The sequence below is a fragment of the Arthrobacter sp. NPDC056727 genome (genome assembly GCF_042790555.1).
In the GTDB taxonomy this organism is placed as follows: Bacteria; Actinomycetota; Actinomycetes; order Actinomycetales; family Micrococcaceae; genus Arthrobacter.
This window is the reverse complement of the sequence record NZ_JBHTZA010000010.1, coordinates 58,920-81,940: the sequence shown is the minus strand read 5'-3', so window position 1 is coordinate 81,940 and position 23,021 is coordinate 58,920. Positions and strand designations below refer to the sequence as shown.

At 69.3% G+C, this 23,021-nt stretch carries 23 protein-coding genes; 17 read left to right on the top strand and 6 right to left on the bottom strand.

Translation table 11 applies throughout. The annotated features are described in order from the left end of the window. The first annotated feature begins 29 nt into the window (after nt 1-29). On the top strand, nt 30-5,162 hold the full coding sequence (locus tag ACFRAH_RS12025; RefSeq protein WP_377991111.1) for a DEAD/DEAH box helicase: 5,133 nt from the start codon (nt 30-32) through the stop codon (nt 5,160-5,162). After that, nucleotides 5,155-6,048, top strand: coding sequence for an Fpg/Nei family DNA glycosylase (locus ACFRAH_RS12020; protein WP_377991110.1), 894 nt, complete (start codon nt 5,155-5,157; stop codon nt 6,046-6,048). Before ACFRAH_RS12025 ends, ACFRAH_RS12020 begins: the two co-directional genes overlap by 8 nt. Before the next feature lie 28 nt (nt 6,049-6,076). Here ACFRAH_RS12020 and ACFRAH_RS12015 read toward each other — a convergent pair whose 3' ends face one another. Further along, nucleotides 6,077-6,784, bottom strand: a complete 708-nt coding sequence (locus tag ACFRAH_RS12015; protein WP_377991109.1) for a YitT family protein — start codon at nt 6,782-6,784, stop codon at nt 6,077-6,079. A 60-nt stretch (nt 6,785-6,844) separates the two neighbouring features. On the opposite strand from ACFRAH_RS12015, the gene ACFRAH_RS12010 reads away from it, so the two are divergent. Beyond that, complete coding sequence (locus ACFRAH_RS12010; protein WP_377991108.1) at nt 6,845-8,326, top strand: PLP-dependent aminotransferase family protein; 1,482 nt, start codon at nt 6,845-6,847, stop codon at nt 8,324-8,326. Nucleotides 8,327-8,468: 142 nt separating this feature from the next. Here ACFRAH_RS12010 and ACFRAH_RS12005 read toward each other — a convergent pair whose 3' ends face one another. Both ACFRAH_RS12005 and ACFRAH_RS12000 read right to left on the bottom strand, forming a co-directional pair. Continuing rightward, nucleotides 8,469-9,161: an SRPBCC domain-containing protein gene (locus ACFRAH_RS12005; protein ID WP_377991107.1), complete on the bottom strand. Its 693-nt coding sequence runs from the start codon at nt 9,159-9,161 to the stop codon at nt 8,469-8,471. Further along, nucleotides 9,154-9,783 carry a helix-turn-helix domain-containing protein gene (locus ACFRAH_RS12000; protein WP_377991106.1) on the bottom strand — a complete coding sequence of 210 codons (630 nt, stop codon included), beginning with the start codon at nt 9,781-9,783 and terminating at the stop codon, nt 9,154-9,156. The genes ACFRAH_RS12005 and ACFRAH_RS12000 overlap by 8 nt, the downstream gene beginning before the upstream one ends. A gap of 226 nt (nt 9,784-10,009) precedes the next feature. On the opposite strand from ACFRAH_RS12000, the gene ACFRAH_RS11995 reads away from it, so the two are divergent. Continuing rightward, a complete protein-coding gene (locus tag ACFRAH_RS11995; protein WP_377991185.1) occupies nt 10,010-10,954 on the top strand; it encodes an RluA family pseudouridine synthase in 945 nt (314 codons plus the stop codon). On the opposite strand, the gene ACFRAH_RS11990 is transcribed toward ACFRAH_RS11995, so the two are convergent. Then, nucleotides 10,951-11,481, bottom strand: a complete 531-nt coding sequence (locus tag ACFRAH_RS11990) for an O-acetyl-ADP-ribose deacetylase (RefSeq protein ID WP_377991105.1) — start codon at nt 11,479-11,481, stop codon at nt 10,951-10,953. The genes ACFRAH_RS11995 and ACFRAH_RS11990 overlap by 4 nt on opposite strands. A 98-nt stretch (nt 11,482-11,579) precedes the next feature. Between ACFRAH_RS11990 and ACFRAH_RS11985 the strand changes: the two genes are divergently transcribed. Next, nucleotides 11,580-12,209, top strand: a complete 630-nt coding sequence (locus tag ACFRAH_RS11985; protein ID WP_377991104.1) for a DedA family protein — start codon at nt 11,580-11,582, stop codon at nt 12,207-12,209. Here ACFRAH_RS11985 and ACFRAH_RS11980 read toward each other — a convergent pair. Continuing rightward, nucleotides 12,206-12,511 (bottom strand): hypothetical protein, encoded by a 306-nt coding sequence (locus tag ACFRAH_RS11980; RefSeq protein WP_377991103.1) that lies wholly within the window; start codon nt 12,509-12,511, stop codon nt 12,206-12,208. The genes ACFRAH_RS11985 and ACFRAH_RS11980 overlap by 4 nt on opposite strands. A gap of 173 nt (nt 12,512-12,684) precedes the next feature. On the opposite strand from ACFRAH_RS11980, the gene ACFRAH_RS11975 reads away from it, so the two are divergent. The 12 genes from ACFRAH_RS11975 to ACFRAH_RS11920 are packed head-to-tail and all read left to right on the top strand — an operon-like array spanning nt 12,685 to nt 22,196. Continuing rightward, on the top strand, nt 12,685-13,014 hold the full coding sequence (locus tag ACFRAH_RS11975; protein WP_377991102.1) for a hydrogenase maturation nickel metallochaperone HypA: 330 nt from the start codon (nt 12,685-12,687) through the stop codon (nt 13,012-13,014). Between the two features lie 3 nt (nt 13,015-13,017). After that, a complete protein-coding gene (hypB, locus tag ACFRAH_RS11970; RefSeq protein ID WP_377991101.1) occupies nt 13,018-13,929 on the top strand; it encodes a hydrogenase nickel incorporation protein HypB in 912 nt (303 codons plus the stop codon). Nucleotides 13,930-13,959: 30 nt separating this feature from the next. Continuing rightward, complete coding sequence (locus ACFRAH_RS11965) at nt 13,960-15,018, top strand: hydrogenase expression protein HypE (protein WP_377991100.1); 1,059 nt, start codon at nt 13,960-13,962, stop codon at nt 15,016-15,018. Nucleotides 15,019-15,047: 29 nt separating this feature from the next. Continuing rightward, nucleotides 15,048-16,841, top strand: a complete 1,794-nt coding sequence (locus ACFRAH_RS11960) for a nickel-dependent hydrogenase large subunit (protein WP_377991099.1) — start codon at nt 15,048-15,050, stop codon at nt 16,839-16,841. Nucleotides 16,842-16,844: 3 nt separating this feature from the next. Continuing rightward, nucleotides 16,845-18,140, top strand: a complete 1,296-nt coding sequence (locus tag ACFRAH_RS11955; protein ID WP_377991098.1) for a NifU family protein — start codon at nt 16,845-16,847, stop codon at nt 18,138-18,140. Nucleotide 18,141: 1 nt separating this feature from the next. Next, nucleotides 18,142-18,891, top strand: coding sequence for a DUF5947 family protein (locus tag ACFRAH_RS11950; RefSeq protein ID WP_377991097.1), 750 nt, complete (start codon nt 18,142-18,144; stop codon nt 18,889-18,891). Then, the gene (locus tag ACFRAH_RS11945; RefSeq protein WP_377991096.1) at nt 18,888-19,541 is read left to right on the top strand and encodes a DUF6084 family protein; all 654 of its coding nucleotides are present in this window, start codon (nt 18,888-18,890) and stop codon (nt 19,539-19,541) included. The genes ACFRAH_RS11950 and ACFRAH_RS11945 overlap by 4 nt, the downstream gene beginning before the upstream one ends. Next, complete coding sequence (locus ACFRAH_RS11940; RefSeq protein WP_377991095.1) at nt 19,538-20,926, top strand: hypothetical protein; 1,389 nt, start codon at nt 19,538-19,540, stop codon at nt 20,924-20,926. The genes ACFRAH_RS11945 and ACFRAH_RS11940 overlap by 4 nt, the downstream gene beginning before the upstream one ends. 11 nt (nt 20,927-20,937) lie before the next feature. Next, on the top strand, nt 20,938-21,042 hold the full coding sequence (locus tag ACFRAH_RS11935; RefSeq protein WP_377991094.1) for a DUF6893 family small protein: 105 nt from the start codon (nt 20,938-20,940) through the stop codon (nt 21,040-21,042). Beyond that, a complete protein-coding gene (locus tag ACFRAH_RS11930) occupies nt 21,039-21,527 on the top strand; it encodes a hydrogenase maturation protease (RefSeq protein WP_377991093.1) in 489 nt (162 codons plus the stop codon). Before ACFRAH_RS11935 ends, ACFRAH_RS11930 begins: the two co-directional genes overlap by 4 nt. 14 nt (nt 21,528-21,541) lie before the next feature. After that, complete coding sequence (locus ACFRAH_RS11925; RefSeq protein ID WP_377991092.1) at nt 21,542-21,847, top strand: HypC/HybG/HupF family hydrogenase formation chaperone; 306 nt, start codon at nt 21,542-21,544, stop codon at nt 21,845-21,847. After that, complete coding sequence (locus ACFRAH_RS11920) at nt 21,825-22,196, top strand: hypothetical protein (RefSeq protein WP_377991091.1); 372 nt, start codon at nt 21,825-21,827, stop codon at nt 22,194-22,196. The genes ACFRAH_RS11925 and ACFRAH_RS11920 overlap by 23 nt, the downstream gene beginning before the upstream one ends. A gap of 15 nt (nt 22,197-22,211) precedes the next feature. Here the strand turns inward: ACFRAH_RS11920 and ACFRAH_RS11915 are convergent, their stop codons facing one another. Beyond that, the gene (locus tag ACFRAH_RS11915) at nt 22,212-22,985 is read right to left on the bottom strand and encodes a DUF6390 family protein (protein WP_377991090.1); all 774 of its coding nucleotides are present in this window, start codon (nt 22,983-22,985) and stop codon (nt 22,212-22,214) included. Between the last annotated feature and the right edge of the window lie 36 nt (nt 22,986-23,021).

Genomic DNA, 23,021 nt, shown 5'->3' with positions numbered 1-23,021 from the left:
CTGTCAGTGCCGTGAGGCATGATGGAGGCATGCAGTCGCAGGAGCCCGCCGGCACGTCACCAGGGGACTCGATGGGCCAGTTCAGCCGGCCCACCCGGGAGTGGTTCCTCGGCGCCTTCTCCGAGCCCACCCCCGCCCAGCAAGGGGCGTGGAATGCGATTTCGTCCGGCTCACATGCTCTTGTGGTTGCCCCCACGGGCTCAGGCAAAACCCTCGCGGCGTTTCTGTGGGCGTTGGACCGGCTCCTCGTGTCCGGATCGGCTGCGCCTGCTGCCGCGGCGCAGGCTTTACCCGGGGCTGAGGTCCTGCCGGGCCTGGAAGAACCCCCGGCCGGGGCCACGAGCAAGCCGTCACGGGCCCGGAAGCCCAAGCGGAAAACCCGCGTACTGTACATATCCCCGCTCAAGGCGCTTGGCGTCGACGTCGAACGAAACCTCAGGTCTCCCCTGATCGGCATCACGCAGACGGCCAAACGTCTGGACCTGCCGGCGCCGCTGATCACCGTCGGGGTCCGCTCCGGCGATACCCCCGCCTCGGACCGCCGTGCGCTGCTCAGCAACCCGCCGGACATCCTGATCACCACGCCCGAGTCCCTCTTCCTGATGCTCACATCCAAGGCACGGGAGACCCTCAGCGAGGTGGACACCGTTATTGTGGACGAGGTCCACGCCGTGGCCGGCACCAAGCGGGGAGCGCACCTCGCGGTCTCGCTGGAGCGGCTTGACGCCCTGCTGCCGGCGCCTGCGCAGCGGATCGGGCTCTCGGCCACCGTCGAACCGCGGGAGCTGGTGGCGCAGTTCCTGGCCGGTTCGGCACCGGTGGAGATCGTGGCCCCTCCGTCGCGGAAGAACTGGGACCTCACGGTGTCCGTTCCCGTGGAGGACATGTCCGATCTGCAGGGCGCCGCCGGAGCCTTCGATTCCGGCCCGGCCTCCGGGCTCCAGCCGCAGGCATCGATCTGGCCGCATGTGGAGGAAAGGATCGTGGACCTGGTGCTGGCCAACCAGTCCACCATCGTGTTTGCCAACTCGCGGCGGCTGGCGGAACGCCTGACCGCGCGGCTCAACGAGATCCACGCGGAACGCCAGCTCCTGGCAGTGGGCGGAGGCTGGGGTGATCCCGCTCCGTCTGTGCCCGCAGGCGTCCCGACGTCCACCGGCACCCCTGCGCACATGATGGCGCAGGCCGGCAGCACGGCGGGGGCCGAACCGCTGCTGGCCCGCGCCCACCACGGCTCCGTGTCCAAGGACCAGCGCGCCCTGATCGAGGACGACCTCAAGTCCGGCCGGCTCCGCTGCGTTGTGGCCACGTCCTCGCTGGAACTCGGCATCGACATGGGCGCCGTGGATCTCGTGGTGCAGGTGGAGTCCCCGCCCTCGGTGGCCAGCGGCCTGCAGCGGGTGGGCCGCGCCGGGCACCAGGTGGGCGAGATTTCCCAGGGTTACCTTTTCCCCAAGCACCGGGCCGACCTCGTGCACACGGCCATCACCGTTGAACGCATGCTGGACGGCAAGATCGAACGCCTGAGCGTGCCCGCCAACCCCTTGGACATCCTGGCCCAGCAGACCGTTGCCGCCACCGCACTGGGCAGCATCGACGTGGAGGAATGGTTCTCCACCATCCGCCGCTCCGCCCCGTTTGCCACGCTCCCCCGGTCCGCCTTCGAGGCGACGCTGGACCTGCTGGCCGGGCGCTACCCCTCGGATGAATTCGCCGAACTCCGCCCCCGGATCGTCTGGGACCGCAATGCCGGAACCATCGAGGGCAGGCCCGGCTCACAGCGGCTGGCGGTCACGTCCGGCGGCACCATCCCGGACCGCGGGCTGTTCGGCGTCTACATCATCGGCACGGAGACGGAGGGGTCAGCCTCACCTGCGGGAGGGGGTGACGGCAAGGGGTCCGGCACGGCCCCCGCCAAGGGCGGCCGCCGGGTCGGCGAGCTCGACGAGGAGATGGTCTACGAATCCCGCGTCGGCGACATCTTCGCCCTGGGCGCCACCAGCTGGAAGATCGAGGACATCACGCACGACCGCGTGCTCGTCTCGCCGGCCTTCGGCCAGCCCGGCAAACTGCCCTTCTGGAAGGGCGATTCACTGGGACGCCCCGTGGACCTGGGCCGCGCCCTTGGTGCGTTCGTCCGCGAACTGTCAGCGTCCGACGTCGGCCCTGCCACCGAACGCTGCAAGGCCAGCGGCCTTGACGACTTCGCCGCCAACAACCTCCTGCAGTACCTGTCCGAGCAGAAGCAGGCCACCGAGGTGGTCCCCAGCGACACCACCCTCGTGGTGGAACGCTTCCACGACGAACTCGGCGACTGGCGGGTCATTCTTCACAGCCCGTTCGGCATGCCGGTCCATGCGCCCTGGGCCCTCGCCGTGGGCCAGCGGCTGAACCAGCGGTACGGGCTGGACGGGTCGGCCATGGCCGCGGACGACGGCATCGTGCTCCGCGTGCCCATGATGGAGGACGAGCCGCCCGGTGCCGAGCTGTTCCTGTTTGATCCCGAGGAACTGGAGCAGATTGTCACCGCCGAGGTGGGCGGCAGCGCCCTGTTTGCGTCCCGCTTCCGTGAGTGTGCGGCGCGTGCCCTGCTGCTGCCCCGGCAAACGCCCGGCAAGCGGCAGCCGCTGTGGCAGCAGCGCCAGCGGTCCGCCCAGCTGCTGGACGTCGCCCGCAAGTACCCGTCGTTCCCGATCGTGCTGGAAACCGTCCGCGAATGCCTCCAGGACGTGTACGATCTGCCCGCCCTGAAGGACATCGCCGCCTCGGTTGAACGGCGTGAACTCAGGATTGTCCAGACCACCACCCAGCAGCCGTCCCCATTCGCCAAGTCCCTGCTGTTCGGCTACGTGGCGCAGTTCCTCTACGAGGGCGATTCCCCGCTGGCCGAACGCCGGGCGGCCGCGCTGGCGCTCGACTCCACGCTGCTGAATGAACTCTTGGGCCGGGTGGAGCTGCGCGAGCTCCTGGACGCCCGGGTCATCGAGTCCACCGAACGCGAGCTGCAGCGCCTTGCCCCCGACCGGAAAGTCCGCGGCCTCGAGGGGGTGGCCGATCTGCTCCGACTGCTCGGCCCCCTGGACCCCGGGGAGGTCGCCGCCAGGCTTGCCCCGCCGGTTGAGTCCGTCGAAACCGATGCCCCGCTGGTTGAGCCTGCCGAAGCCACTGCCCTGGTTGAGCCTGACGAACCAGACCCACTGGTTGAGCCTGCCGAGACCGACACCGCGCCGTCCGAAGCCACTCTGGCCGAAGCCGGCGCCCACCTCGCCGTCCTCCAGCGGGCCAACCGCGCCATCAAGGTGACCATTGCCGGCGCCGAACGCTTTGCCGCGGTGGAAGACGCTGCCAGGCTGCGCGACGCCATCGGTGTGCCGTTGCCCATGGGCGTCCCCCTGGCTTTCATCGAGCCGGTGGCGGACCCGCTGGGCGACCTCGTCTCGCGCTATGCCCGCACCCATGGTCCGTTTACCGCCACCGAAGCCGCGGCCAGGCTGGGACTTGGTGCCGCCGTCGTCGGAACTGCCCTGAAGCGGCTGGCAGCCGACGGCCGCGTGGTGGAGGGCGAGTTCCGGCCCCACGCCGAAGCCCCTGCCGCCGAGCCCGCCGCCCATGAAGGCGTCGTGGCCCTGTCCGGGCCGGATTCCGGTTCCGGCCTTGACCCCGTCACGGAAGCGGCGGCTGCCTCGGCCGTCGCATCGGCGGCGGTGGCCCTGGCCGGCAGCGAGTGGTGCGACGCCGAGGTCCTGCGCAGGCTCCGCCGCCGCTCGCTCGCAGCGCTGCGGGCCGAGGTGGAGCCGGTGGACATCACCGCCTACGGCAGGTTCCTGCCGGCCTGGCAGAACATCCGCACTCCCGGCGCGGGCCGGGGACAGCCGGCGCTGCGCGGACTCGACGGCATCGTCGCAGCCGTGGACCAGCTCTCCGGCGTGCCGATTCCGGCTTCTGCCTGGGAACCGCTGGTGCTCGCCAGCAGGGTGTCCAATTACCAGCCCGCCATGCTCGACGAACTCATGGCCGCCGGGGAAGTCCTCTGGTCGGGTGCGGGTTCGCTTCCGGGCAACGACGGCTGGATCAGCCTGCACCTGGCGGACTCGGTGGAACTGACACTGAACCCGGCCCTCGATTTTGAGCCGGGCGACGCCCAGCGGCGGCTGCTGGACCACCTGCAGGCCAACGGCGGCGGCTACTTCTTCCGGCAGCTGACCGACATTGCCGGCGGCATGGATGCGGTACTCGGCGACCAGGACGTGGTGTCCGCGATCTGGGACCTGGCGTGGGCCGGCCGGATCACGGGAGACACCTTCGCCCCGGTCCGGGCCCTGATCGCCGGCGGACACACTGCCCACCGGCAGGTTGCGCGGGCGCCGCGGGCCAGGGCGCCCCGCCTCAGCCGGCTCGGACGGTCGCACGGCACGGGCCTGCTCGGCTCGCCGGGGCTGTCCGGCGGACGCTACGGCACGGCCGGCGGCGCGGCGCCCACCCCGCCCCTCGCGGCGGGACGCTGGTCCGCGCTCCCGACGCCCGAACTCGATCCCACGATCCACGCCCGCGCCACCGCGGAGCTGCTGCTGGACAGATACGGCGTGGTCACCCGCGGATCCGTCATGGCCGAGAACATCCTGGGCGGATTCGGCCTCATGTACAAGGTCCTGGCGCGGCTGGAGGAGGCCGGACGGTGCCGGCGGGGCTACTTCATCGAGCATCTCGGGGCCGCCCAGTTCGCCGTGCCCGCAACCGTCGACCGGCTGCGCTCGTATACCGAGGACACGCAGCTCGCCAGGCCGGAACCCGTGGCTCTGGCGTTGGCGGCAACAGACCCGGCCAACCCCTACGGTGCCGCCCTGTCGTGGCCCGCCACGGATGCCGAGGCCGGTACGGGCCACCGTCCCGGGCGCAAAGCCGGTGCCCTGGTGGTGCTGGTCGACGGCGCGCTGGTGCTGTACGTCGAAAGGGGCGGCAAGACGCTGCTGGTGTTCACCGAGGACGAATCCGTCCTCGCCGCCGCGGCCGGCGCCCTCGTGGACGTCGTAAAACGGGGCGCTGTGGACAAGCTTGTGATGGAAAAGGTCAATGGCCATGACATCCTCGAGACTCCCACCGCGTCGGCGCTGACGGCCGCCGGCGCCTATTCCACGCCGAAGGGGTTGAGGATCCGTGCCTGAAGGCGACTCCGTCTGGCGCGCCGCCAGCCAGCTGCATGCTGCCCTCGCCGGCCAGAAGGTTCTCGCGTCCGACTTCCGTGTGCCCCGTTTCGCCACGCTGAACCTGGCCGGCTGGACCATGGAGGAGGTGCTCCCCCGCGGCAAGCACCTGCTCATGCGGCTGGTGGGCCCGGCCCAGGAACGGCTCACCATCCACTCGCACCTGAAGATGGAGGGCAGCTGGCAGGTCTACCCGCCCGGCGGCAGGTGGCGGAAGCCGGGCTTCACCGCCCGGTGCGTGCTCCGCACCGCCGCAGCCGACGCCGTCGGATTTTCCCTGGGCCTGCTTGAGGTGATCAAGACCAGCGACGAGGACAAGGCCGTGGGGTTCCTTGGCCCCGACCTGCTGGGCCCGGACTGGGACCCGGCCGAGGCCGAGCGCCGCGTGGCGGCGAGGCCCGAGGTGCCGGTCGGGGTGGCGCTGCTGGATCAGAGCAACCTCGCCGGCATCGGGAACATCTACCGCTGCGAGGTGTGCTTCCTGGCCGGTATCCACCCGGCGTCGCCGGTTGCCGCGGTGAAGGACTGGCCCGCCATGTTTGCCGACGCCAAGCAGCTGCTTGAGGCGAACCTCGGACCGGGCCGCCGGACCACCCTGCTCAACGCCCGCGGAACGCCGGTGGGCCGGGCGGCAGGCCGGCCGGGCTACTGGGTGTACCGGCGCGAGCACCAGCCCTGCCTGCGCTGCCGGACCCCGATCCGCCACGGTGTCCTGGGCAAAAGCGTGCCTGGCAACAGCGTTCCCGGCAACGGCGCCCGGGGCGCTTCGCCGGCGGTGGTCACGGAAGAACGCGACATCTACTTCTGTCCCACGTGCCAGCCGCTGCTGGGCCCGCCCGAATCCTGACGCTGTTGTTGCCGCGGAACGAAGCGGCTTAGGAGGCGGCCACAGGTGCCTCGGACTCGCCCTCGCGGTCCCGGGACTCTGAACCGGCGGACTGCCCGGCGCCTCCGCCGCCGGAGGGCCGGACGCCTCCAGCTGATGCCGGCTCTCCGGCCTGAATTGCGGCCGGAACCATGAAATACGGCAGTAGCAGCTGGACCAGCGGGCCGATCGCCAGCGCATAAACAACGGTTCCCACGCCGACCGATCCGCCGAGGAGCCAGCCCGCGGCGAGCACCACCACTTCGATCAGTGTCCGGGACAACCGCACGGACCAGCCGGTGCGCCGGGCCAGGCCGGTCATGAGCCCGTCGCGGGCGCCGGGGCCGAAGCGGGCACCGATGTAGCACGCGGAGGCGATGCCGTTGAGCACCACAGCACCACCCAGCAGCGCGATCTGGCCTCCGAGGTGGCAAAACGCGGGGATCACGGCGAGCCCGACGTCGGCAAATACGCCCACCAGGATGGCGTTGCAGAGCGTGCCGAAGCCCGGCCGCTGGCGTAGCGGGATCCAGAGCAAGAGCACCAGGAAGCTGACGATGATGACCACGGCGCCAATGCTCAGGCCTGTCTTGCCGGCAATGCCCTGATGGAACACGTCCCAGGGGTCGAGTCCGAGCCCCGCCCGGATGAACAGGGCCAGCGAAATGCCGTACATGGCGAGGCCGGTGAAGAGCTGTACAAGTCTGCGGATCATCATTGAACCATCCTCCGCCAGAACTGGCCTTGCTTTCCATGGCCAGTTTGAAATACTGGCCTCATGTCCGGATCACTCACACCCACCGCGCTCGCCCGTCTCCTGGGCCGGTGGCACGGGGGCAACGCTCCCGCCTACCGCGAGCTGGCCGACGTCGTACGTCTGTTGGTCCTTGACGGACGCATCCCGCTGGGCACCGCCCTGCCCAGCGAGCGGACCCTGTCCGCCACCCTTGCCGTCAGCCGCACCACGGTGACGGCCGCGTATGCCAGCCTGCGGGAACAGGGATTCCTGAGCAGCGGCCAGGGCTCGCGCGGCCGCACGTGCCTGCCGCGGACGGCCTACACGGCAGGACAGGGGCGGGACTCGCGGGCGGGACTGTCCGGGGCGCCGGGCCTGGCGGTTCCCGACGGCGTCATCGACCTCGCGTACGCGTCGCTCCCTGCCAGCGGCGAAGCGGTGCACCAGGCCTTTGCCGCCGCCCTCACCGAGTTGCCCGCCCTGCTGCCCGGTTTCGGGTACGACGCCCTGGGAGTTCCGGCCCTTCGGGAGGCGATCGCCGGCCACTATACCGACGCCGGCGTCCCCACCACAGCCGGGCAAATCATGGTGACGTCCGGCGCGCAGCATGCCCTCAACGTGGTGCTGCGGGCGCTGGTCGGCAAGCAGGACAAGGTCCTCGTGGAGCAGCCCACCTACCCGAATGCCCTCGACGCCATCCGCGCCACGGGCTGCCGGATGGTCCCGGTGCCCATGCCGCCGGCACTGGCGGGCGGCTGGGACCTGGACGCGACCGAATCAGCCCTGATGCAGCAGCGGCCCCGCCTGGCCTACACCGTCCCGGACTTCCACAACCCCACAGGCCGGCTGATGCCCGATGCGCAGCGCCGCCGGCTGGTCCGCGCCGCCGCTGCGTCGGGCACTGTCCTGGTGGCGGACGAGACACTCCGTGCCCTGAACCTCGGCGGCGGCACAACGGCTCCGCTGGCTTCCTTCAGTCCCGCCGTGGTCTCTATCGGTTCCCTGAGCAAGTCGCACTGGGCGGGCATGCGCACCGGCTGGATCCGCGCTTCGGAGAGCCTGATCCAGAGGTTCGCCGCTGTCCGGACCACGATGGACCTCGGTGGCCCGGTGGTGGAGCAGCTGGCGGCCGCCCACCTGGTGCGGAACCTGGCCGATCCCATGCCGGCCCGCCTGGCCGCGCTCCGGGAGAACCGTTCCGCGCTGCTGGAGCTGCTCAAGGCGCACCTGCCGCAGTGGCAAGCTGAAAGGCCCGACGGCGGGCTGGCCGTGTGGTGCCGGCTGCCGTCGCCCAGCAGCACGGCTTTGACGGTCATCGCCCCGGACCTTGGTATCCGCCTCGCCGCCGGCCCACGGTTCGGCGTGGGCGGGGTGTTTGAAAACTTCCTCCGCATTCCGTTCACGCTGCCGCCGGACCAGTTGGAGACGGCCGTCCTCGCGCTCCGGGCAGCCCAGGACCGGCTGGACGCCGCCCCGCAGCTGCGCCGGACCCTCAGGGACTCCCCCGCCGCCGCCATCGCCTGACGCGCGTCCGCCCTGGCGACGGGGATAGTGCCTGGCGACGCGCATTACATCTGGCGACGCGCATAACACCTGGCGACGCGGGAATCCGGGTGTCGTCCGGCACTTTTCGCGTCGCAGGGCGGGCCCCGCGTCGCCTGCGGCCCTACGCGTAGACCTTGCCGAGGAACGCGCCCCACGCACTGGCGGTGGCTCCGGAGTCGCCACTGCCGCTGAAGTCGTGGACGGTCATGCCCACGGGTGCTCCGAAGGCGTTCCGGCCAAAGAAGCGGTAGAGGGTGTCGCCGGTGCGCAGGCCCAGGAAGTTCGCGTTCGAGAAGTCCACCTGCCCCGTGAGCCGCCCGACGCCGTCGACCTCCACATCAAAACTGTCGCCTTGCGCCGCCCTGTCCACGCCGAGCGCCTTCTTGAGCTGCACAAAACCGTCAGGCGTCTGCGATTCGGCGGGACCCTGAATGTCGGTGAAGACCACGGGCTGGCCGTCGAAGTGCTTCAGGTACTGGCCCAGGGTGTGCAGGTAGAACTCGGTGTGCTTGCTGGCGCCGTCGTACTGCTGGTCCCAGTTGTCCGCGAAGATGCCGCTGTGGACATAGTGGAGCCGGGCATGGCCGCCGTCGAGCGGTTCCAGGACGTGCTCGAGCTGGTTGAACCAGCCGTCCGGACCGTCCATGCGCGAGACCAGGTGGTGCGGATATTCCTCCACGGTCTTCACGTCCGGCCACTGGTCCGTGGGGAACATCCAGCCCGGGGTGCCCTTGGTTACGGCTTCCCAGACCCGCTCGGGGGTGCCGGGCAGCTCGGTGTCAAAAACTATCTCGAAGTTCCGGTCGTCAGTCATTGACCTGCTCCTTGGCTGGGGTGGCATTGGTTGAGTCTGTGTTTTGCGGCTTGAGTGCCGGGTGGAGTGCGACGACGAGCCGGTGCTTCCGCCCGCCGGCGCCGCCATGGTGGTACTTGTCCACGAGCCGGGTGACCGCCACGCCGAGGTCTTCGGCGAACGCAGCCCGGTCCGCGGCGGTGCGGAACGTGATCTCGCCGTCGATCGCGAACGTGGCGAGTTTCTGCCGTGCGGCGGCAGCGCCGGTGATGAGCTTCCCCATTTCCTGGACCATGCGGCCGGCGAGCGCCAGCAGCCAGAAGGCCGAGAAGCGGTCCGCGAAACGGCGCGGATCCGGCGCCACCGGCTGCAGCGCCACCGGGGAAATGAGGTATGACGCCGCCGTGGCACGCAGCAGGCGCTCCGTGACGTTGCCCTTGCGGCGCTCCTCCACCAGTTCCACGAGGCCGTGCCGCTCCAGCGCCTTGAGGTGGTAGTTCACCTTCTGCCGCGGGAGCCCCACCTTCGCGGCCAGCTGCGTGGCCGATCCCGGTTCCGCCAGCTCCTGGAGGATCCGGGTCCGGATGGGGTCCAGCGAAGCCTCCGCGGCGGCCGGGTCCTCGATCACTTCGATGTCCAACATGGTCCAAGTATCTGTACCGACAATTTTATTTGTCAAGAACTTTTTTCTCGTCCGTTCGGCGGAATCGCGGGAACGGTGCGCGGCCGCCGTAGAGTTCCGGCGGGGCGGCAGTCTTCCAGCGATTTCGACGGCGGCGCCGCGACGGGCTCGCAGGTAGCGGGAGGCGGGGCACGGCGCGGAGGGCGGGCGCCGGGCGAGACACGGCGCAAAGTAGAATGGACCGGTGATGCAATCCCCGCTTCCCGTGCGCGACGGCGTGAACGCGACCCGTCTGCGCCTTCCGGACGAGGGACCCTGGGACACCGCAATGGACTACATGATGCACCGCTGGGGGCACATCGACCCGCAGGGCATCGAGGACCGGTTCGACGCCGGCGAGATCGTGGGCGAGGGCGGCATCCCCCTGCACCGCGGCACCAGGCTCGAGGACCACACCTTCATCTGGTACTACCGCACGCTCCCGCCGGAAACCCGTTTGCCGGTCGAGCTGAACATCCTGCACCAGGACGATCACATCCTGGTGGTGGACAAGCCGCACTTCCTGCCCACCACCCCCGGCGGCACCTACATCCAGGAATCGGCGCTTGTCCGGCTGCGGAACCAGCTGGACCTCCCGGACCTGATCCCGATGCACCGCCTCGACCGCATGACCGCAGGCATCCTCCTGCTCTCGACGAACCCGGAGACCCGCGGCAAGTACCAGGTGCTGTTCGAGAAGCGCCAGGTGCAGAAGGAATACGAGTGTGTGTCCGCAGCCGAACCGGCTCCCGGGCACCCCGCCGTCGACTTCCCGGTGGTGGTCCGCAACCGGATGACCAAGTCCCGCAGCTACCTTCTGGCGGAGGTCATCGACGGCGAACCGAACGCGGAGACGCGGATCGACCTGCTGCGGACGTTCGACGGCGGCCCTCACATAAGCGGCGCCCCGGAACGCCGCGGCCTCTACCGGCTCGAGCCGCATTCCGGGAAAACCCACCAGCTCCGCGTGCACATGGCCTCGCTGGGGCTGGGCATCCTGCACGACCCGTTCTACCCCGAACTGCTGGACAAGGCGCCGGACGATTACACCAAGCCCCTCCAGCTGCTGGCACGCGGCATCCGGTTCACGGACCCCGTCACGAAGAAGCCCGTGGAGTACCGCAGCGGCCTCCGGCTGAGCGAAGTCCGCTAGGCAGCACCTTCAAGGACGCTCCGGAAGACCGCCACGGTGTCCGGGCCGAAGAGCACGAACTCCACCAGTTCCACGCCGCCTTCGGCAGGGCGGGCCGCATAGGACCGGACGGCGTCGAAGGCTATCTGCGCCACCTGGCGGGCGTCCCAGCCGTAGACGCCGGCGCTCACCGCGGGGAAGGCCAGCGAGCGGACACCCAGTTCTTCGGCAATCCGCAGGCTCTCGCTGAAGCAGGACGCGAGCAGCGCCGGATTGGTCTGCCCGGCGTGCCGGTTGGGTCCGACGGTGTGGATGACCCAGCGCGCGTGCAGACCGAATCCGGGGGTGGCCACGGCCGCGCCCACCGGCAGCCCGTCCCGGAGCGTTGTCGCCCTCAGCTCCCGGCAGGCGGCCAGCAGTTCCGGCCCCGCCGCCCGGTGGATAGCGCCGTCCACGCCGCCGCCGCCCAGCAGCGAGGAATTGGCCGCATTGACCACCGCGTCCACCGGCCGCCCGGTGATGTCACCCTCTACGATCTCTATCCGCATGCAGCCAGTGTGGCACTGCGGTGCGCCCAATCGTAGGCGCCCGCCGGACTGTGCGGTTTTCCCGGCGCGTTTCCGTCCGTGTGCGGTACTTTGTGCAGATGGACTTCGGCAACCCGGACACCTGGAGCACCGCGATCTACTTCTGGATCGTTCCGGCAGTGCTCGGCGATGCAATTTTTCCGCCCATCCCGTCCGAGATGGTCCTGATCACCGGCGGCGCGCTCTCTGCCGAAGGACGCGCAAACCTGTTCCTGGTCGGCGCCCTGTCCGCCACCGCGTCCTGGGTGGGCGACGTGGTGGTGTTCCAGCTGTTCAAGCGCCGGCTGAGCCACATCCTGGACCGCTGGAGGTGGGGCCGCAAAATCCACCACGGCATCCACGAGGCAATTGCCAGGGCGGGCAGGTCCTCCACCTACGGCACCATCATCGGCGCCCGGTTCATCCCCGGCGGGCGGCTCGCGACCTCCGCCGCCTCCGGTATCGCGGACGTTTCCACCCAGGGCTTCAGCCTGTGCGCCGGACTGGGGGCCGTGCTGTGGGCAACGTGGCTCGTGGGCCTCGGCTACTTCACCGGCTCCGCCACGCGGCTGCCGTTCTGGGCGAGTTCGCTGATCGGTGTGGCGGTCGGCCTGGTGATCGGCGCCGTCGTGGGCCTGATCGTCACGCGCCGCCGCGGGGACCGCTCCCCTGTGGACGAGCCGGACGGCCCCTCAGGGACCGCTGCCTAAACGGGCGCCCAGCGGCCGCGGCTGCGGCGGAGAACCGACAGTGAGCCTGTCAGCGCAACGCGTTCGACGGCGTCACGCATCACGGCTGCCGATTCCCGGGCTGCGCTGTTCTCACCGTTGTATTCGGTGGGCTCCACGAGGAACCGCAGGTTCAGCTGCGGGACACCGCCGGCCAGTTCCAGCTGGTGCGACTCCACATGGTGCCGCGATCCCAGGACCTCGACCGCAGTGTCCATCACGGCCTCGGGAGGGTTGCCCGGCCTAAGCCCGGTGATCTTGAGTCTGGTCTGGAAGGACGGCATCCTCCCACCCTAATGCCGGGCTCGAAGGACTCAGCGCGAACGTACACTTGTGGCCCCAAAATGCCGCTCAGCAGGGGCCACAACTGTACGTTCGCGCGGGGAACGGCGGGCCGGTATCCGGACGGTTGCGTTTTGCCGGGGGCGAGCCTATCTTGGCAGGAAGGGGCGCGATCATGCACGAACTTTCCATCACGCAGGGCCTTGTCGACGCCGTTCTCAACCGCACAGGCGAACGGACGGTCACGGCGGTCAACCTGAGGATCGGACCCCTTTCGGGCGTACTGGCTGATGCCGTGCGCTTTTGTTTTGACGTGGCGGCGGCCGGCACTCCGCTGGCCGGCGCGAGGCTGCGGATCGAGGAACCACAGGGCCGGGGACGGTGCCGCAGCTGCCGGGACGAATTCACCCTGAACGATCCCATCCTGCTGTGCCCTTGCGGAAGCGCGGACGTCGAAGTCCTCAGCGGCCGCGAGCTCATGCTGATGTCCGTGGAGGTGGCATAGGACATGTGTACAACGTGCGGCTGCGGCGACGAGGCCGGCACCCGCATCTCAAACCTCGCAGGCGAGCTGCAGACACCCGGGCCGGGGCACGTGCACGGCCATACCGATGAGCACGGGCGCACCTACACCCATGAGCATCCTGACGGGCACGGGCACTCCCACAGTCACCCTGACGGGCACCACCATCCGGCGCCGGGCACAGAGACCATCCTGCTCGAGCAGAACCTGCTGGCCAAGAACGACCTGCTGGCCGCCACGAACCGGGGCTGGCTCGCCGGCCGCGGCGTCCGTGCCTTCAACGTCATGAGTTCACCCGGCGCAGGCAAGACCACCCTCCTGGTCCGGACGCTGACGGAACTCGGCGGCCGCCTGAACGCAGGCGTCGTCGAAGGGGACCAGGAGACGTCCCTCGACGCGGACCGCATCCGCGCCACCGGGCGCCCGGTCATCCAGATCAACACCGGAGCCGGCTGCCACCTGGACGCCAGCATGCTGCGGCATGGCCTCGATGCGCTGTCCCCGGAGCCCGGCTCCACGGTCTTCATTGAAAATGTGGGCAACCTCGTCTGCCCGGCACTCTTTGACCTCGGCGAAACAGCCAAGGTGGTGATCGTCTCGGTAACGGAAGGTGATGACAAACCCCAGAAATACCCGCACATGTTCATGGCAGCCGATCTCGTGATCGTCAACAAGTCGGATCTGCTCCCCTACGTCGACTTCGACGTCGATCAGTGCCTGCACCGCATCCGGCAGATCAATCCGCGGGCCGACTTCCTCACGCTCTCCGCCACCACCGGCGAAGGCCTCGCCGCCTGGTACGGCTGGCTCGACGGCGCCACCTCCCAACCGGGGGCGCCCACCTCCGGGGCAGCCCGGTCAGTTCCCTTGACCGGCTCCCTGACAGATACACGCTGAACCCCACCCGGGGCACTGAAAGAGGCAACGATGCCTACGGAAACTTCCCTTAAGGCCGAAGAAGCCCTTATCCACGTGCTGTGGATCAACGCAGGGCTCAGTTGTGACGGAGACTCGGTGGCGCTGACCGCGGCCACCCAGCCGAGCGTCGAGGAAATCGCCCTCGGGGCGCTGCCCGGCCTGCCGAAGATCGCCATGCACTGGCCACTGATCGACTTTGAATGCGGCCCGCAGGAAGGGGCCGACGATTTCCTGGAATGGTTCCGCAAGGCGGACCGGGGCGAACTGGAACCTTTCGTGCTGGTGGTCGAGGGATCCATCCCCAATGAGAAACTCCACGGCCCCGGCGGCTACTGGTGCGGGTTCGGCAACGACCTGGAGACCGGCCAGCCCATCACCACCAGCGAGTGGCTGGACCGCTTGGCTCCCAAGGCCACGGCCATCATCGCGGCCGGGACCTGCGCCACGTATGGCGGCATCCACGCCATGGCGGGCAACCCGACCGGCGCCATGGGCGTCCCCGACTACCTGGGCTATGACTGGAAGTCCAAGGCCGGCATCCCGATTGTGTGCGTGCCGGGATGCCCGATCCAGCCTGACAACCTGTCCGAAACCATGACCTACCTGCTGTACCAGGCCACCGGCCAGGCACCCATGATTCCGCTGGATGAGGCACTGCGTCCCACATGGCTTTTCGGCAAGACGGTCCACGAGGGCTGCGACCGGGCCGGCTACTACGAGCAGGGTGACTTCGCCACCGAGTACGGATCCCCGAAGTGCATCGTCAAGCTCGGCTGCTGGGGCCCGGTAGTGAAGTGCAACGTGCCCAAGCGCGGCTGGATGAACGGCATCGGCGGCTGCCCCAACGTCGGCGGCATCTGTATCGGCTGCACCATGCCGGGCTTCCCGGACAAGTTCATGCCCTTCATGGACGAGCCTCCCGGCGGCAGGTTTTCCACCAGCACCATCCGCCCCTACGGTTCCGCCATCCGGACTTTGCGCGGCATCACGACGCACACCCTGGACCAGGAGCCCAAGTGGCGCCGGCCCGGGACTGAGCTCCTCACCGGAGCCCGGCGCACCTGGTAACCCACCCCACTTCCAGACAGGCGAAGACAATGACGTCCACAATTCCCATGGGTTCCGGAAGCGGAACGGGCAGCAGCAACCTGGTGGAGATGAACTGGGACCCCATCACCAGGATCGTCGGCAGCCTCGGCATCTATACCAAGATCGACTTCGAGAACAACCAGGTCGTGGAGTGCAAGAGCACCTCATCGATCTTCCGCGGCTACTCCCTCTTCATGAAGGGCAAGGACCCGAGGGACGCCCACTTCATCACCAGCCGCATCTGCGGGATCTGCGGCGACAACCACGCCACCTGCTCCTGCTACACGCAAAACATGGCCTACGGCGTGAAACCCCCGAACCTGGGCGAATGGATCGTCAACCTGGGCGAGGCCGCCGAGTACATGTTCGACCACAACATCTTCCAGGAGAACCTCGTCGGCGTGGACTACTGCGAAAGGATGGTGTCCGAAACCAACCCCGGAGTCCTGGCCAAGGCGGAGAACACCAGGGCACCCCATGAAGCCGACCACGGCTACCGGACCATCGCCGACATCATGCGCTCGCTGAACCCCTTCACCGGCGAGTTCTACCGGGAAGCGCTGCAGGTCAGCCGCGCCACCCGCGAAATGTTCTGCCTCATGGAGGGCCGCCACGTGCACCCCTCCACGCTCTACCCGGGCGGCGTCGGAACAGTGGCCACCATCCAGCTGATGACTGACTACCTCACCCGGCTGATGCGCTACGTGGAGTTTATGAAGAAGGTCGTCCCGATGCACGACGACCTGTTCGACTTCTTCTACGAGGCGCTGCCTGGCTACGAGCAGGTGGGGCTGCGGCGGACGGTGCTGGGCTGCTGGGGATCGCTGCAGGATCCGGACTACTGCAACTTCGAGTACAAGGACATGACCGAGTGGGGCCGGAAGATGTTCGTCACGCCGGGCGTGGTGGTGGACGGCAAGCTGGTCACCACCGACCTGGTGCGCATCAACCTGGGCCTGCGGATCATGCTCGGCTCCTCGTACTATGAGGACTGGGAAGACCAGGAAATGTTCGTCACGCACGATCCGCTGGGCAACCCGGTGGACCGCAGGCACCCGTGGAACCAGCACACCAACCCGCGGCCGCAGAAGCGCGACCTTTCGGACAAGTACAGCTGGGTCATGTCCCCGCGCTGGTTCGACGGCCAGGACAACCTCGCCCTGGACACCGGCGGCGGCCCGCTGGCCCGGCTCTGGGCCACGGCGCTCGCAGGACTCGTGGACATCGGCTACCTCAAGGCCACCGGCAGGAGCGTCCAGATCAACCTGCCCAAGACCGCGCTGAAGGGACCCGTCACGTTCGAGTGGAACATCCCGCAGTGGAGCAACACCCTCGAACGCAACCGCGCCCGCACCTACTTCCAGGCCTACGCCGCGGCCGCTGCGCTGCACTTCGCGGAGAAGGCCCTCGAGGAGATCAGGGCCGGACGCACCAAGACGTGGGAGACCTTCGAGGTCCCTGATGAAGGCATCGGCTGCGGCTTCACCGAGGCGGTGCGCGGCGTCCTGTCCCACCACATGGTGATCCGCGACGGCAAGATCGCCAACTACCACCCGTATCCGCCCACCCCTTGGAATGCCAGCCCCACCGATTCCAACGGCGTGGCCGGTCCTTACGAGGACGCAGTCCAGGGCCAGCCGATCTTCGAGGAGAACGACCGGGAGCACTTTAAAGGCATCGACATCATGCGCACCGTCCGCAGCTTCGATCCCTGCCTGCCCTGCGGTGTCCACATGTACCTGGGCAACGGGCACACGCTCGACATGCTGCATTCCCCCACCCAGACCTTGACCGGCGAGTAGTCGATGCTCGGCGGGGACCGGCCGCCGCCGCAGAGCGGCGACCAGATCGGCACACTCCTTGACGCCCTCGGCGCCGGCGGGGCGGTGGCCCGCGGCCGTGCCGAGGACCTCGTCCGGCAGGTGACGGACCTCTACGGCGCGGGTCTGCAGCGGATCATGGAGATCCTGCAGGCCCAGGGAAAACTCGACGACGCAACGTTGGACGCGCTGACCGCGGACAGCCTGGTGGCCGGCCTGCTGGTGATCCACGGACTGCACCCGCACTCGCTGGAGGCAAGGGTGGCGGCGGCGCTGGACAGCGTCCGGCCCTATCTGGGCTCCCACGGCGGCGACGTGGAACTGGAAGGCATCAGTCCCGACGGCGTGGTGCGGCTCAAGCTGCTCGGCACCTGCCAGGGCTGCCCGTCGTCGTCCGTCACGCTCAAGTACGCCGTCGAGGAGGCCATCCAGAATGCCGCGCCGGAGGTGACGGCGATCGACGTCGTCGAAGCGGAAAAGCAGCCGGGCGCACCGGCGCTGATTCCGGTGGACTCACTGCTGGTCCGGGTGAACAGCCCGGCGGGCGGAACACCGGCCGAATCGTGGCACGAGCTGTCCGGCGGCACCTGGGAGCCGGTTCCGGAGATCGCCGGGCTCGAAGCCGGCGAGGTGGCAGGATTCCTGGTCGGCGGCTACCCGGTGCTGGCCTGCCGGACCGGGCAGGACATCTACGCCTACCGCGACTACTGCCCCCGCTGCACCGGTTCGATGGCCGGCGCCGTCCTGCAGCGTGCCCTCGCGGCACCGGTTGGCGGAGGCCTGCTCACGTGCCCCACCTGCCGCGGACACTTTGACGTGAGGCGGGCGGGAGTCTGCCTCGAGGACAGGAGCCTGCACCTTGAACCGCTTCCGCTGCTGGTCCGGAACGGAGTGATGTCCGTGGCGGTCCCGACGGTCTCGCTGCCGTCCGTGCCGGTGCAGGTCCCGCCGGCACCGGCACCGCTGACGCCGGTGCAGGCGCTCCCGCTGGTGGCGCTTCCGGGGCTGGAGCTCCCCGCGGAACCCGGACCACCGGTCAACGAACCGGCGCCCAACGAACCGGCAGTCAAGGAACAGCCCGCCAACGAGCCCGCAGCAAAAGAACCGGCAGCGTCGGCGGCAAGGTCCGTCGCCGCGGCGTCCGTCGCGGCAGCGTCCGTCCTTGCAGCATCCGTCGTGGGAGTTGCCCCGGCAGGCTCAACACCGCCGGCATCAGCGGCAGTCACGGCGCCGCCCGCCGCAGCGCCGGCACCGCAGGCAGCCGCGGGACAGGACCGCTGACATGAGTGCGCAGAACGGCGGAGGTACCCGCGGCCCGAGAGCCGGCCAGGCCAACGGCACCTTGCCGGTGGCCCTACTCCGGCGGATTTCGGCGAACCGGCCCGCTCCCGCCGCCGGGGAACGCTGCGAAATGTGCGGCGAACCGATTCCCGACGCACACCAGCACGTGGTGGACCTGGAGAGCCACGCGATGATGTGCACCTGCCGGCCCTGCTACCTCCTCTTCACCGACGCGACAGCACACCTGCGTTACCGCTCGGTGCCGGACAGGTACCTCTCCTTCCCCGGCTTCGATCTCGGCCCGGGGCAGTGGGACGAACTGGAGATCCCGGTGGGCCTGGCGTTCTTCTTCCGCAGTTCCAGACTCGGCCGCACGGTGGCGTTCTACCCGGGCCCGGCCGGTGCAACGGAGTCGGAACTGCCGATCGCGGCCTGGGACGGCGTGCTGGCAGGCAACCCGGCGCTCGGCCTCGCGGCGCCGGACACCGAGGCGCTGCTGATCCGCGGCCCGGGTCCGGGAAGGGCCGCGGCGGACTGCCATCTGGTTCCCGTGGATGCTTGCTACGAACTGGTGGGCCGGCTGCGCCGCCTCTGGCGGGGGTTCGACGGCGGCCAGGAGGCACGCGACGAACTCGCCGCCTTCTTCGACCGGATCTCCCGCCGCAGCGTTCCGGCCGCGGCAGGCTCCGGCACCTCCGGCACCTCCGGCGAAGCGTCCGGCGGCGCGTCCCGCACGGGAGGCCTCCTGTGACCGAACTTTCCTTCGCCGTGCTGGACATCCGGCCCGAACCCTACGCGGCCGCCCCGCAACTGACCGCCAGGCTGCAGCTGACGGAGGGCACCGGTGCCGTAGTGCACGCGGTGGCGCTGCGCTGCCAGGTCCGGATCCTGCCGCAGCGCCGGGGCTACGCGCCCGAGGAGGAGACCGGCCTGCTGGACCTCTTCGGCGGGCGCGGACGCTGGCCCAGCACGCTCAAATCGTTCGTCTGGATGCAGTGCAGCACCATGGTGCAGGGTTTCACCGGAAGCGCCGAGGCGGACCTCCCGCTGCCCTGCACCTTCGATTTCGACGTGGCCGCCGCCAAATACCTGCATGCCCTCCGCGACGGCGAGATACCGCTGGAACTGCTGTTCTCCGGGACGGTGTTCACCAAGGGGCAGACGGGGTTCACTGTGGAACAGGTGCCCTGGGACCTTGAGGCGTCCTACCGGCTGCCCGTCGCCGCCTGGCGCACCCTGATGGACCAGTATTTCCCCAACGCCGGCTGGATCCGCCTGGACCGCGACGTACTCGCAGCGCTCGCCCAGTACAAGTCCGCACGGGGCCTCACGTCCTGGGAAGCCGCGATCGAGAGACTGCTCGCCCAGGCCACCGCCGATGTGCCCGGGGACCGGCCATGAACACCAGCCTGGCCCTTGCCCGCGCGGTCGCCGACGCCGTCCTCTACGAGGGCTACCTGCTCTACCCCTACCGCGCGTCCGCCCAGAAGAACCAGGCCCGCTGGCAGTTCGGCATCCTTGGTCCCCCGGGTGCCGCCGATGACGGCAGCGGGGAGGAACCGTCCATGTCCGCCGACTGCCTGCTGGCTGCGGGACCCCAGGCCGGGCTTGAAATCCACTTCCGCTTCCTGCAGCTGCAGACCCGCACGGCGGAAAAAGCGGACGACGGCGGCGGGTTCACTCCCGTGGACAGCCTCGCCGTGGGCGGTGCGAACTGGCTGACCTGGGACGAGGCAGTCGAACAGGACGTGGCGTTCGGGCCCTTCACCGTTGCCGAACTCCGGACCGGGCAGGTCCTGCCCGTGGACGTCCCGGCGGGACTCGACGTTGAGGAACTCAAGGACGACGCCGGGAGGCAGGCCGGGCGACTGGCGCGCCGCCGTCGTGCTCTCCAAGGCGAACTGCGGCTGAACGCCGCAGAAGAGGATTCCGGCGGGCTGCTGCGGCTGAGCATCACCGCGGCAAACACGGCCGGCCCGTTCCCGGCCGGTCCCCTGCGGGCCGGGAACCGGCAGGACGCGAGCGCGGCCTCCTTCATCGGGGCACACCTGCTGCTCAGTGTCCGCGACGGGGATTTCGTCTCGCTGCTGGACCCGCCGGCGTGGGCCCGGCAGGCAGCCGGGCAGTGTTCCCAGCACCGCTGCTGGCCCGTGCTGGCCGGCCCGGAAGGGCAGACCGACGTGCTGCTGATCTCGCCCATCATCCTGTACGACCACCCGGCCGTCGCGCCGGAAAGTTCCGTGGCGCTGTACGACTCCACGGAGATCGACGAAATCCTCACGCTGCGGGTGCTGACACTGACCGACGAGGAAAAGGCCGAGGCACGGGCAACGGACCCGAGGGCCGCCGCCGTCATCGACCGCTGCGAGGCGATGTCCCCCGAGGACCTCCAACAGCTGCACGGGGCCCTGCGGAACCCGCACGCATTCGCCCCGGATGCCGCCGAAGCATGGACCGCAGCCGGCCAGGATGTTCCCTGGTGGAATCCCGAGGCGGAGGCCAGCGTCCGGCCGGACGAGGACGCCGTAGTGATCGACGGCGTCGCGGTGGCCCGCGGCAGCCGCGTCCGCGTGCACCCGAAGCGGCGCGCCGACGCCCAGGACCTGTTCTTCGGCGGACAGACCGGGCGGGTCACCAGTGTGCATTTCGACGTCGACGGCAGCACGCACGTCGGGCTCGTCCTCGAGCAGGATCCGGCGGCTGACCTCCATGAGGGCTACGGCCGGTCCTTCTACTACGCGCCCGACGAGCTGGAACCGCTGGAGGAAAAGGAAAACCCGCAATGAAGGCAATAGGAATGACCACTGTTTCAGTGCTGGCAGCGATGGTCCTCTGGGGCATCTACATCGGCATCCGTGCGGTTCCGGATATCCGGCGCTACATGAAAGTGCGGCGGATGTGACCGGCGGTGTCCTTGTGGCCGGCGTCGGAAACATGTTCCTGCACGACGACGGATTCGGCCCCGAGGTGGCGCGGCACCTGGCCGCCCTTCCGCAGCCGCTGACTCCCGGCGTCCGGGTGGTCGACTACGGCATCCGCGGCATGCACCTGGCCTACGACCTGCTCGCCGGCGTCGACACCCTCGTCCTCGTGGACACGGTGCCCGCAGACGGCAACTCGGCGCCCGGCAGCATCCGCGTGCTGCAGGTCAGCGAGGCGGACCTGGACGGCCGGGCCGTGCTCGATCCGCACGGCATGGACCCGGCGGCGGTGCTGGGCAGGCTCCGATCCATGGGTGGCAGCCTGCCGGCAACCTACGTGGTGGGCTGCGTCCCCGCCGACCTGTCCGAGGGCATCGGCCTCTCGGCAGCCGTGGCCGCTGCGGTGCCCCAGGCCGTCGACGCCGTCGGCTCCCTGCTCGGCCGGCACTCTTCCACTCCAAGCTAAGGCGGTGTCCGGACATGTGCCTCGGAATACCCGGCAGGGTCGTCGAACTCCTCGAGGGTTACGGCGGCCAGCTCGCCCTCGTCGACGTTGCCGGAGTGCAGCGCAAGATCAACATCGGCCTGCTGGACGACAGGCCACCGGAACCCGGCACCTGGGTCCTGATCCACATGGGCTTCGCCCTGGAGCGCGTGGACGCCGCGGGCGCAGAACAGGCCATGGACGGGCTGGAACTCATGGGCCGCCCGGCAGACCCCGGGGCCGGAACCCGGCCCGCACCATCACCACAAGGAGGGGAACATGTCACCCACGAACCAGCCTGATCCTGCCGGCCAGGAGAAGGGTTCGGCACCCGGAACGGCGCCGGATCAAGGCACCGCGCCGGGCACGGCACGCGCCTTCGGCAGCGAACCGCCGCTGAAGGAACCCGCCCAGCCCGGAGCGGACGAAACACCGGAGGACGCCGCACAGGCCCCCGCTGGTGTTGGCGAGAGCATCAACCGCAGGGGTGAGGACGTCGTCAAGGAGGAGGGCTCCGAGGCGGGACGCGAGCACACGGGAAGCGACGAATCTCCTGCCGGCCGGCCAACGGGCGAGTCGTCGGCCCGTGACGCCACCGCCGTCAAGAGCCCCGAGCACCCGGACGACAGCGCGGCACCGCAGTCACCGTGAGCGCTGCGGCCGCGGCTAGTGCTCCAGCGCTATGGCCGCACCGCGGTGCTCGACGCCGCTGTTGGCAATCCGGACGTGCCGCGCCGTAAAGTGTTTGAGCTGCTGCAGCTGCGGGGCCGAGAGCCGGTCGCACACCCAGTCCCAGTGCAGCGAGACGACGTCGCCCACGGCCAGCCCGGCAACGAACCCGGTCCCGTTTACGGCAAACTTGGCTGTTTCCACAACAGGCTCCCCGATGTCCAGGGCCATTCCGTCCCATACCAGCGGACGCGACTGCACCACGGTGTCGTCCCCGGAAATCGCCAGCACCCGCCCCCAGCGGATCCGGCACCTGTCCAGCACGTTCAACGCGGTGGCGTGCCGGCGCTCGTCAAGGAGCAGGCCCAGCCACGGATAGATCTCGAACACATGGAAACTGTGGTGCGGGACCCCGCCCGCCAGGACGCCTTCCACCAGGTGCGGGAACTGCCGTCCGGTGCGCGCCCGGAAGCGGTCCTCCATGGAGTTGCCGATGTTCGTGATGCCGACGGAATCCAGCAGGCTGTTGCCCACCCAGTACGCCTCCACCACGCGGGCATCCAGCGGGTCGGCAATGCCGTGCGAGCCCGCGATCAGCTCAAGGTAGGGCCACGCGCCGGCAAAGCCCTTGGCCAGTTCGCGGAGCCCCTGGTCCGTGACGCCGGACTGCCCGTAGTGCAGCAGGGCATCACTGTCCGGCGGGCCGCAGCTGCCGCGTGAATTGGGCGGATAGGCGTAGCGGACGAACAACTGGGCACCATCGATAACCATCCCGTGGCCACCTTCTGCGAGCGTCTTCTGAAAGTA